Here is a 10,340-nt window from a genome sequence, read left to right as displayed (position 1 = left end):
TGCCGGAGATGTTGAGGATCGTGACCGTATCCTTGTCGGCGATCTCGTCCACCGGCTCGTATTGTGCGCGGTCCTGCACATAGACCATGTGCTTGAACGGCACCATCTCGATGCCCATCTCGGCCTCGTGCTGACGGAACAGGTCCTGCGCGTCGTAGGGGCCGTAGAAATCCTCGCCCTTGCTGTTGGCTCCCGGGCCGGCATGGTCGCGGCCGACGATGAAATCGGTCACGCCGTGGTTCTTGCGAATGAGCCCGTGCCACACCGCTTCGCGGGGCCCCGCCATGCGCATGGCGAGGTTCAGCAGGCTCATCGAGGTGGTCGCGGCCGGATACTGGTCCAGCACCGCCTCGTAGCAGCGCACGCGGGTGAAATGGTCGATATCGCCCGGCTTGGTCATGCCGACCACCGGGTGAATGAGCAGGTTGGCCTGGCATTCCATGGCGGCGCGGAAGGTCAGTTCCTGATGCGCCCGGTGCAGCGGGTTGCGCGTCTGGAAGGCGACGATCTTGCGCCAGCCGAGCTTGCGGAAATAGGCGCGCAATTCGTTGGGCGTGTCGCGCCGGGCGCGAAAATCGTAATGAACCGGCGGTTGCAGCCCGATGATCGGGCCGCCCAGATAGACCGGCCCCGCGACATGATGCAGGTAGTTCACCGCCGGGTGGGCGATGTCGTCCTTGCCAAAGACTTTTGTCGCCTCGTTCGCCTTGTCCGGCGTCCAGCGGTCGGTGACGGACAGGATGGCGAGGATCACGCCTTCGGGATCGCGCAGGGCGATATCCTGACCCGGCTCCAGACTTTCGGCGAACTTTTCGCTGACATCGAGCGTGATCGGCATCGGCCACAATGCGCCGTCAGCCAGCCGCATCGTCTCGACGACGCTGTTGTAATCTTCCTCGGTCAGAAAGCCCTTGAGCGGATTGAAGCCGCCGTTCATCAGCAGTTCGAGATCGCAGATCTGGCGCTGTGTCAGATCCCAGCTTGGCAACTGGGCGGCTTCGGCCTTCAGCTTCTGGGCACTGTCGTAGGATACGTAAAGCTCGGGCACGGGGGCATGTGTCATGGCGGGCATGTGAGGTCTCGGCTGTTCAGTAACAATCAGACGTGGCGCGACCTCCCGTTTCGCGCAACGTTGCGGCGCTTTTGACTCGGGTCGCCCCGGATGACAAGCGGCTGCCGCCGAAATCGGCGGTATCCGATGGACGGAGAGGCGATTTGCCGCCCGTTTCGCCGTGCAGCCGGTCCCGTGAACCCGGCGCTCAGGCCGGTTCCGGAACCGCTGCGTCCTCGACTCCGGCGAGAAAGCGCTCGGCTTCCAGCGCCGCCATGCAGCCCATGCCGGCGCTGGTCACCGCCTGCCGGTACTGGTGATCGGTCAGATCGCCCGCCGCGAAGACGCCGGGGATCGATGTGGCGGTGCTGTCGGGTCTGGTCACGACATAGCCGCCCATATGGGTTTCGAGTTGTCCGCTGACCAGTTCCGACGCCGGCGCATGGCCGATGGCGACGAAAAACCCCTCGCAGGCGACGACCGATTCGCTACCGTCCTGCACGTTTCTCACCCGTACGCCGGTCACGCCCGGCGGTGCATCGGTGCCGAGGATTTCCTCGACGGTGTGGTTCCACAGCACCTCGACCTTCGGGTTTCTGAACAGGCGCTGCTGCAGGATCTTTTCGGCCCGCAATTCGTCGCGCCGGTGGATCAGCGTGACACGGCTGGCGAAATTGGTCAGAAACAGCGCCTCTTCGACGGCAGTGTTTCCGCCACCGATCACCGCCACGTCCTTGCCGCGATAGAAGAAGCCGTCGCAGGTGGCGCAGGCCGAAACCCCGAAGCCCTTGAACTTCTCTTCCGACGGCAGGCCCAGCCATTTCGCCTGCGCACCGGTGGCGAGGATCACCGCATCGGCGGTATAGGTGGTTCCGCTGTCGCCCTGCGCGACGAACGGGCGTTTGGACAGGTCGATTGCGGTGATGTAGTCGGCCACGATCGTCGCGCCGACGGCATAGGCGTGATCCTCCATCTGCATCATCAGGTTGGGACCCTGCACCTCTTTCAGGCCCGGCCAGTTCTCGACCTCGGTGGTGATGGTCAGCTGGCCGCCGGGCTGGAGCCCCTGCACCAGCAGCGGATTCAGCATCGCGCGGCTGGCATAGATCGCGGCGGTATAGCCGGCCGGACCGGAGCCGACGATCAGGACTTTCGTGTGGCGTAGGTCGGACATGCGCGGCCTTTCGTGCGTGGGATCTTTCGAAATGTCGTTGCGCCCCATATAGGGATATGTGCCGGCTTGCGGAAGCCCCGTCCCGGTGATCGCGGCGTGGGCGGGGGCAAAGAAGTTGCGCACATGCGAAATATTGTTGCGCAAATCATGCCGTTTCGCTACGGTTCGGAAAAAGGAAAGCAGTATGCCAGGCTCCAAACTCGATCCGATCGACAGACATATCCTGGCCGAGCTTCAGGCGGATGGCCGGATGACCAATGTCGAGCTTGCGCGCCGGGTCGGGATTTCGGCGCCGCCCTGTCTGCGGCGGGTGCGGACGCTTGAGGAGAACGGCTTCATCCGCGGCTATCACGCCGATATCGACCCGCGCGAACTGGGCTTCGAGGTCCAGGTCTTTGCCATGGTCGGGCTGAACAGCCAGGCCGAGGTGGATTTGTCGGCGTTCGAGGCCCGCTGTCGCGACTGGCCGCTGGTGCGTGAATGCCACATGCTGAACGGAGAGATCGATTTCATCCTCAAATGTGTCGCGCCGAACCTGTCGACCTTCCAGTCGTTCCTGACCGAAGACCTGACCGCCGCGCCCAATGTCGCCAGCGTCAAGACCTCGCTGGTGATCCGCGACGCCAAGAACGAGCCCGCCGTGCCCTTCGAGGTGCTGGAGGAACGAATGAGCCGGAGCGCCTGAACGGCCTTCCCCAGACCGGATTGCGGCTCAGTTTCCGCGCACGTACCGGAAGGCCGCCGAGGCGCCCCAGCCGGCAAAGATCGCGATGGCAAGCGACAGCAGCCCGTAGACCGGCGCGCGGTCCTGCGCCAGATTGTAGATCCAGCGTTCAATCCCGATCTTCTGCACATCGAGAACGTCGGTGAAGGTCGCGATGACACGCTTGTCGCGGACCATGAAGATCCGGGCGGTGTAGTTCCCTTCGACAAGATTGGCCGGCAGGGTGATACCGGTGCGGAACAGCGTGCGCCCGATCACGGTGACATCCCCTTGCTCGACCTTGTAGCTGCCGTCCGCGCTTCGGATCCGGATCAGCGCTTCGGTGAAGGAGGGCGAATCCATGATCCCGTCGGGGATGCCGACCGAACGTATGGCGCGCGCGATCGAGATGGAGTGCCGGATGTCGGAGGTTTCGGAAAGGATGTCGTTCAGCGGCGCGCTGGTCGAGACGTTGTAGAACGTCGGCGCGAAATCGATCTCGACCGCATCGGCATTGACCCAGATTCCCGCCACCCGGTCCTTGCGCCGTACCATGGCCGGCTGCAGCGGGCCCGATACCGTGACGATGATATCGAACGGTTCGGCTGTGCCGGCGGTTCCCTCGCGGATGGCGCCGAACACGAGGATCTGGGTTCCGGAAAAGCTGGTGGTGATGGAAACCCGGCTCTGGCTGAGATCGGCCACAAGCTGCTGGGCCAGCGCGGGGCCGGCGAGGGCGAGGCAGAAAAGAACGGCGCAGAGCAGCCGGCGCATGTCTAAAATCCCCCGCCCAGCGGGCTGACCGAATAGAGCTCGGCCGGTCTGATCAGAAGATCGAGCGCCAGCTTTCCGCATACGGCCAGGACAAGCGCCGCCAGCAGGACGCGCAGGTGTTCGGCCTTGAGCCTGGTGCCGATTTGCGTGCCGATCTGCGCCCCGATCACCCCGCCGACGATCAGAAGCACCGCCAGCACCATGTCGACCGTCTGGTTGGTGGTGGCGTGCAGCAGTGTCGTGACGCCGGAGACGAGGATGATCTGGAACAGCGAGGTCCCCACCACAACCTTGGTCGGCATGCCGAGGATGTAGATCATCGCCGGCACCATGATGAAGCCGCCACCAACCCCCATGATCGCCGCCAACACACCCACCGCCGCGCCGACAAGGACGGGCGGAATGACCGAAATATAGAGCCCCGAGGTGCGGAAGCGCATCTTGAGCGGCCAGGTGTGGACCCAGTTGCGCTGGCGCCGGCGCAGTGGCCTGTACACGGTGCCGCGGCGCGCCCTGACAGCGCATTGACCGCCTCGACGAACATCATCGCGCCGACGGTGCCGAGGAAGACGACATAAGAAAGCTGGATCAGCAGATCGACCTGACCGAGCGATTTCAGGAAGTTGAAGACAAAAACGCCAAGGGCCGCCCCGACAAGCCCGCCCGCCTGGAGGACCAGCCCCATCCGGATATCGACCGTCTTGCGCCGCAGATGGGCCAGCACCCCCGAGAAGGATGCTGCCACGATCTGGTTCGAGCCCGTCGCGACGGCAACCGCCGGCGGGATGCCGGTGAAGAACAGAAGCGGGGTCAGCAGGAACCCGCCACCAACGCCGAACATGCCCGACAGGACACCGACAATCCCGCCAAGGCCCAGAAGCATGAGGGCATCAACGGAAACTTCGGCGATCGGGAGGTAAATCTGCATGACCGGACAGTAAGGTATCGTGGCGCGGGTTGAATCGGCGGCTTGCCTGTCGGCTATGACACCTTATGCCGGCCGGTAAAACAACAACCTGAATGACCGTTGCCGGGAAAGCGCGGATCGGCGGTATCGCAGTCCGGGCCCGCAGCACGCAAGCGGGTTGGCTGAAGTGTTTTCCTCAAGGGTCACCTTTCCTTGACATAGGGTTCGCCGCCGGCCTTCGGCGGGGTCGCCTTGCCGACGAAACCGGCCAGGATCACCACGGTCAGGATGTAGGGCATGCTGTCGAGCAGTTGTATCGGCATCTTGAAGGGAAAGATCGCTTCGACCACGTCGGTTCTGAGCGCCAGCGCCTGCAGAAGCCCGAAAAGCAGGCAGGCCCCCAGCGCGTACCATGGCCGCCACTTGGCAAAGATCAGGGCAGCCAGCGCGATATAGCCCCGCCCCGCCGTCATGTCCTTGACAAACCCGGCCTGAAGGCCGGTTGCCAGATAGGCGCCGGCGAGGCCGCAGAGCAGCCCTGCGATGGCCACCGCCGAATAGCGCAGCGCGACGACCGAAACCCCGGCGGTATCCACTGCGGCGGGGTTTTCGCCCACCGCACGCAGGCGCAGCCCGAAACGTGTGCGATAAAGTACCCACCACGACAGCGGTACCGCCAGCAGCGCGACATAGACGAGGATCGAATGCCCCGAGATCAGGTCGTAATAGACCGGTCCAAGGATCGGGACTTGCCGGAGACTTTCCGCGAAGGGAAGGGTGATCGGTTCGAACCGGGCGCCGCCGATCAGTGAGGGCGTGCGCCCGCCCTGCTGGAACCAGTCCTGCGCGATCAGCACCGTCATTCCCGAGGCGAGGACGTTGAGCGCCACGCCTGAAATGAGCTGGTTGCCGCGAAAGGTAATCGAGGCAAGTCCGTGGATCGCCGCAAAGACCATCGAGGCGGCAATGCCGGCCGCAAGGCCGATCCAGACCGACCCGGAGGTATAGGCGACGGCGGCCGAAAAGAAGGCCGCGATCAGCATCTTGGCCTCGAGCCCGATATCGAAGATGCCGGAGCGTTCGGAAAACAGGCCCGCGAGACAGGCCAGCAACAGCGGTGTCGAAAGCCGGAGCGTGGAATCGAGGATCTGGATGAGGGTCGAGAAATCCATCTGCCCTACCCCCGTGCCCTGGACGACTGGCGTATCCAGAGGAAAATCCGCTCGACCGGCATGCGCACCATGTTGTCGAGCGCGCCGGTGAACAGGATCACCAGCCCCTGGATCACCACGATCAGTTCGCGCGGGATCGACATCCAGAGCGCAAGCTCCGCCCCCCCCTGATAGAGAAAGCCGAACAGGATCGCCGCCAGCAGGATGCCGAGCGGATGGTTCCGCCCCATCAGCGCCACGGCGATGCCGATGAAGCCGGCGCCCTCGACCGAGTTCATCACCAGCCGCTCGGATTCGCCCATCACGTTGTTGACCGCCATCAGCCCGGCCAGCCCGCCCGAAATCAGCATCGCGACGACGATGATCTTCGACGGCGAGATGCCGGCATAGACCGCCGCCGATTCCGATTTGCCCTCGGCGCGCAACTCGAAGCCGAAACGGGTCCGCCAAAGCAGCAGCCAGACGAGGAAACAGGCCAGAAGCGCGATGAAAAGGCTGATGTTCGCCGGCGCATTCTTGGAAAACGGAATGCCGAACACGCCCAGAATGTCATGCAGGTTGGGCAGGGCGGCGCCGGCGGGAAAACGCGCCGAGGCCGGGTCCATCGAGCCTTCGGGGCGCATCACGTTGACCAGCATGTAGTTCAGAAGCGCGGCGCCGATGAAGTTGAACATGATGGTGGTGATCACGATATGGCTGCCGCGGCGAGCCTGAAGCCAGGCGGGAACAAAGGCCCAGGCCGCACCGAACACCGCGCCGCCGACCATCGCGGCGGGAAGCGCGATGGCCCAGTGCGGCCAGTCCACCGCAAGGCAGACCAGCGCCACGCCAAGCCCGCCGAGCGATGCCTGCCCCTCGGCACCGATGTTGAACAGGTTGGCATGCGAGGCCACGGCAAAGGCGAGCCCGGTAAAGATGAAATTGGTGGCATAAAACAGGGTGTAGCCCCAGCCGTAGGTCGAGCCGAAGGCGCCGTCGACCATCAGCTTCACCGCTTCGACCGGGTCCTTTCCGATGCCGAGGATGACCAGCGCCGACAGGCCGAACGCGAGCAGAAGACTGATGAAGGGCACCAGCACCACATCGGCCCATTTGGGCATCGCGTCCATCAGGCCGCTCCTTTCGTTTCGGTGATGCCGGCCATCAGCAGGCCGAGCTCGCCCTCGTTGGTTTCCGCCGGCAGCCGCTCGCCCATGATGCGCCCGTCGAACATCACCGCGATGCGGTCCGAAAGCCCCATGATCTCGTCCAGCTCGACCGAAACCAGCAGGATCGCCTTGCCGGCGTCGCGCAGTTCGACGATCCGCTGGTGGATGAACTCGATGGCGCCAATGTCGACGCCGCGCGTCGGCTGGCCGACCAGCAGCAGGTCGGGGTTGCGCTCGATCTCGCGCGCCAGGACAATCTTCTGCTGGTTGCCGCCGGAAAAGCTCTTGGCGGCGAGCAGCGGGTCCGGCGGGCGCACGTCGAAGCGTTCCATCTTGCCCTCGGTCTCGCGCCGGAGCCCGGCATTGTCCATCAGCCGGCCCTTCGAATAGGCCGGATCCCACTGATAGCCGAAGGCGACGTTCTCCCACGCGGCGAAATCCATGATCAGCCCTTCGCGCTGCCGGTCTTCGGGCACATGGGCGATGCCGCGCCTGCGCCGCGACATGCCGTCCGAGCGCTTGCCGGTCAGGTCGATCCCTTCACCGTTGATCGAGACGTTGCCGGTGGCGGGCATCATGCCGCCCAGCACCTCCAGCAGTTGCGACTGTCCGTTGCCCGCCACCCCGGCAATGCCGAGGATTTCGCCCGCCCTGACCTCGAACGACACCCCCCGCAGCCGTTCGACGCCATCATCATCCACCACCTTCAGGTTCTCCACCTTCAGGATCGTCCTGCCGGGCCGGGCCGGTTTCTTGTCGATCCGCAGCAGCACCTTGCGCCCGACCATCAGTTCGGCAAGCTGTTCGGGGCTGGTTTCGGCGGTTCTGACCGTTGCGGTCATCTGGCCGCGCCGCATGACCGAGACCGTATCGGTCACCTCCATGATCTCGCGCAGCTTGTGGGTGATCAGGATGATCGTCTTGCCCTCGTCCCTAAGACCGCGAAGGATACGGAACAGGTGATCGGCCTCGGCCGGGGTCAGAACGCCCGTCGGCTCGTCGAGGATCAGGATATCGGCCTGCCGGTAGAGCGCCTTGAGGATCTCGACCCGCTGCTGAAGCCCGACCCCGATTTCGTCGATCCGCGCATCGGGGTCGACATTCATTTCGTATTCGACCGCGATCTCGGCCAGCAGCTTGCGCGCCTTGGCCAGAGAGGGCCGGAGCAGCGCCCCGTCCTCAGCCCCGAGGACGACATTTTCCAGCACGGTGAAATTCTCGACCAGCTTGAAGTGCTGAAAGACCATGCCGATGCCCGCCGCTATGGCCGCCTGGCTGTCGGGGATTTCGGTGGGCTTGCCGTTGATGAATATCTCGCCCGCATCCGCCTTGTAAAATCCGTAAAGGATCGACATCAGCGTCGATTTTCCGGCGCCGTTCTCGCCGATGATCCCGTGGATGGTGCCCTTGGCGACCTTCAGGGTGATATCCCGATTGGCCTGAACCGGACCAAAAGCCTTGGAAACCCCCCTCAGTTCGATGGCGGGGCGCGCCTCCGGCCCCGCTCCGGCGAGGTCTTCGGCGCGCGTGGCGGGATCTTTCATCGATGAGCCCCCGTGCGGTGGGAAAAGGGGCCACGTCGCGCGGTGCGGCGCGGCCCGGGCGGTGTTGCCCGATCCGGCGCGATGTCAGAAATCGTAAGCCGGGCAAGTGTTGTTCTCGTAGTAGTTCACGACCGTGACTTCGCCCGAGATGATCTTCTGTCTCGCCTCCTCGACGGCGGCCTTCATCTCCTCGGTGATCAGCGCCTCGTTGTTTTCGTCCAGCGCGTAGCCCACGCCGTCCTCGGCCAGTCCAAGCTCCATCTGGCCGGTCTCGAAGCCCGGGCCGTCGTTGAACGCCCGTTCGACCGCATTGTCCACCCGCTTGAGCATCGAGGTCAGTACCTTGCCGGGATGCAGGTGGTTCTGGTTGGAATCGACGCCGATGGACAGGATGCCGCCGTCGGCCGCCGCCTGCAGCACCCCTACGCCGGTACCGCCGGCCGCAGCATAGATGATGTCGGCTCCCTGGCTGATCTGCGCCTTGGCAAGCTCGGATCCCTTCACCGGATCGTTCCATGCGGCGGGCGTCGTGCCGGTCATGTTGGCGATGACCTTTGCATCCGGGTTGGTCGCCTTGATGCCCTGGGCATAGCCGCAGCCGAACTGGCGGATCAGCGGTACATCCATGCCGCCGATGAAGCCGAGCGTACCGCTCTCGGAAGCGATCGCGGCCAGTACGCCAACGAGATAGCTGCCCTCGTGATCCGAGAACATCACCGAGCGGACATTGGGCTGATCGACCACCGCGTCGATGATGGCAAACGATGTATCGGGATAGTCCGGCGCCACCTCGTCGAGGATGCTGCCGAAGGCGAAGCCCGTCATGACGATCGGGTTCGAGCCCGCTTCGGCCAGCCGGCGAATGGCCTGTTCGCGCTGGGCCTCGGATTGCATCTCGATCTCGCGGAAGCTGCCGCCGGTGGCTTCCTGCCAGCGTTTGGCGCCGGTATAGGCCGATTCGTTGAACGACTTGTCGAACTTGCCGCCCAGATCGAAGATGATGGCGGGATCGGCGCCGGCCGCGCCGGCCGCCAATGCCAGAGTGGCCGCTGCGCCCAGAATGCTCCGCGTGAATGTCATGAAGTGTCTCCCGGTTGGTTTGTTTCTGATCGACGGCCGGAGCGTCCGGGCCGCGATTGCAGACCGATCCCTTCTCCGGATCATGTTCGAATAAGGCCGCAGCGGCGAAACACGGTCAACCGGTTTTTCGGCCAGCCGGCGGCAAAGAAGGACAGGTCAGCCGAGCACCCGCGCGAAAACCAGCGCGTCGATGCACATTCCGTCCGGTGTGCGATAGTAGCCCGGCCTGCACCCGGTCTGTCTGTAACCGGCCGAGCGATAAAGCCCCGCCGCAGGGGTGTTTTCGGCGCTGACCTCGAGAAAGGCGGTGGTGGCGCGGCGCGCCCGCGCGCCGTCTTCGAAATCGGACAGAAGCCTGCGGCCCAGACCGCGACGGCGGTGGGCGGGATGCACGGCCAGGGTCAGCAATTCCGCCTCGCCGGCGACCGCCCGCGCCATCGCAAAGCCCGTTTCCCTGTCGCAGAGCCAGGTATTCGCATCGCCCAGCATCGCGGCGATCTCGTCTTCGGACCACGGGCGGGGGGTGGCGAAGCTGGCGGCATGAATCGCGGCGAGACGGGCGGCGGGGCTCATGGCAGGATCATCGGGGCAGGATCATCGGGGCCGGATCGGCGGGCGGGGCGGCATCGGCGGGGCGCAGGTAGAGCGGGGCGGGGCGTTCGATTTTCGTGCCGCGCAGGAGCTTTTTCCGTGCGATCCACGCGATTCGTGCCGGGATGTCGTCTGCCACCACATCCGTCGCGGCAAACCCGAGCGCCGCGCCGATCTGCCCGGCGGCATGGCCGAT

Annotated in this window: 9 protein-coding genes and 2 pseudogenes; 1 reads left to right on the top strand and 10 read right to left on the bottom strand. The window is 64.6% G+C overall.

Annotation, left to right across the window (positions count from 1 at the left end; all coding sequences use genetic code 11):
- Together sat and trxB are read right to left on the bottom strand one after the other, a co-directional pair.
- A partial coding sequence (gene sat, locus ACK5IR_RS08015) for a sulfate adenylyltransferase (protein WP_416927680.1) occupies positions 1 to 1,072 on the bottom strand: 1,072 nt, incomplete at its 3' end.
- A 187-nt stretch (positions 1,073 to 1,259) separates the two neighbouring features.
- Positions 1,260 to 2,225 carry a thioredoxin-disulfide reductase gene (gene trxB, locus ACK5IR_RS08010; protein WP_416927678.1) on the bottom strand — a complete coding sequence of 322 codons (966 nt, stop codon included), beginning with the start codon at positions 2,223 to 2,225 and terminating at the stop codon, positions 1,260 to 1,262.
- 184 nt (positions 2,226 to 2,409) lie between these two features.
- Here trxB and ACK5IR_RS08005 point away from each other — a divergent pair, with 184 nt between their 5' ends.
- Positions 2,410 to 2,910, top strand: a complete 501-nt coding sequence (locus tag ACK5IR_RS08005) for an Lrp/AsnC family transcriptional regulator (RefSeq protein WP_416927676.1) — start codon at positions 2,410 to 2,412, stop codon at positions 2,908 to 2,910.
- Between the two features lie 27 nt (positions 2,911 to 2,937).
- Here the strand turns inward: ACK5IR_RS08005 and ACK5IR_RS08000 are convergent, their stop codons facing one another.
- The 8 genes and pseudogenes from ACK5IR_RS08000 to ACK5IR_RS07965 form a co-directional block, all read right to left on the bottom strand.
- Entirely contained in the window at positions 2,938 to 3,702 is a 765-nt protein-coding gene (locus tag ACK5IR_RS08000; RefSeq protein WP_416927674.1) for a TIGR02186 family protein, read from the bottom strand.
- Between the two features lie 2 nt (positions 3,703 to 3,704).
- A pseudogene (locus ACK5IR_RS07995) lies at positions 3,705 to 4,630 on the bottom strand (sulfite exporter TauE/SafE family protein).
- 182 nt (positions 4,631 to 4,812) lie between these two features.
- Positions 4,813 to 5,781 carry an ABC transporter permease gene (locus ACK5IR_RS07990; RefSeq protein ID WP_416927672.1) on the bottom strand — a complete coding sequence of 323 codons (969 nt, stop codon included), beginning with the start codon at positions 5,779 to 5,781 and terminating at the stop codon, positions 4,813 to 4,815.
- 5 nt (positions 5,782 to 5,786) lie between these two features.
- Positions 5,787 to 6,890, bottom strand: a complete 1,104-nt coding sequence (locus ACK5IR_RS07985; RefSeq protein ID WP_416927670.1) for an ABC transporter permease — start codon at positions 6,888 to 6,890, stop codon at positions 5,787 to 5,789.
- Positions 6,890 to 8,473, bottom strand: a complete 1,584-nt coding sequence (locus ACK5IR_RS07980; protein WP_416927668.1) for an ABC transporter ATP-binding protein — start codon at positions 8,471 to 8,473, stop codon at positions 6,890 to 6,892. Before ACK5IR_RS07980 ends, ACK5IR_RS07985 begins: the two co-directional genes overlap by 1 nt.
- Before the next feature lie 84 nt (positions 8,474 to 8,557).
- Positions 8,558 to 9,553 carry a BMP family lipoprotein gene (locus ACK5IR_RS07975; RefSeq protein WP_416927666.1) on the bottom strand — a complete coding sequence of 332 codons (996 nt, stop codon included), beginning with the start codon at positions 9,551 to 9,553 and terminating at the stop codon, positions 8,558 to 8,560.
- A gap of 156 nt (positions 9,554 to 9,709) precedes the next feature.
- Complete coding sequence (rimI, locus tag ACK5IR_RS07970; protein ID WP_416927664.1) at positions 9,710 to 10,126, bottom strand: ribosomal protein S18-alanine N-acetyltransferase; 417 nt, start codon at positions 10,124 to 10,126, stop codon at positions 9,710 to 9,712.
- A gap of 7 nt (positions 10,127 to 10,133) precedes the next feature.
- A pseudogene (locus tag ACK5IR_RS07965) lies at positions 10,134 to 10,340 on the bottom strand (hypothetical protein); the annotation flags it as partial.

It is taken from the genome of Tropicimonas sp., assembly GCF_047971885.1.
GTDB lineage: Bacteria > Pseudomonadota > Alphaproteobacteria > Rhodobacterales > Rhodobacteraceae > Tropicimonas.
Note: the sequence above shows the minus strand (reverse complement) of the source record. Positions and strands in the feature narration are given on the sequence as shown.

Coding starts and splice junctions, on each gene's coding strand:
- trxB (WP_416927678.1), bottom strand. CDS start 2,225: ATGTCCGACCTACGCCACACGAAAGTCCTGATCGTCGGCTCCGGTCCG.
- ACK5IR_RS08005 (WP_416927676.1), top strand. CDS start 2,410: ATGCCAGGCTCCAAACTCGATCCGATCGACAGACATATCCTGGCCGAG.
- ACK5IR_RS08000 (WP_416927674.1), bottom strand. CDS start 3,702: ATGCGCCGGCTGCTCTGCGCCGTTCTTTTCTGCCTCGCCCTCGCCGGC.
- ACK5IR_RS07990 (WP_416927672.1), bottom strand. CDS start 5,781: ATGGATTTCTCGACCCTCATCCAGATCCTCGATTCCACGCTCCGGCTT.
- ACK5IR_RS07985 (WP_416927670.1), bottom strand. CDS start 6,890: ATGGACGCGATGCCCAAATGGGCCGATGTGGTGCTGGTGCCCTTCATC.
- ACK5IR_RS07980 (WP_416927668.1), bottom strand. CDS start 8,473: ATGAAAGATCCCGCCACGCGCGCCGAAGACCTCGCCGGAGCGGGGCCG.
- ACK5IR_RS07975 (WP_416927666.1), bottom strand. CDS start 9,553: ATGACATTCACGCGGAGCATTCTGGGCGCAGCGGCCACTCTGGCATTG.
- rimI (WP_416927664.1), bottom strand. CDS start 10,126: ATGAGCCCCGCCGCCCGTCTCGCCGCGATTCATGCCGCCAGCTTCGCC.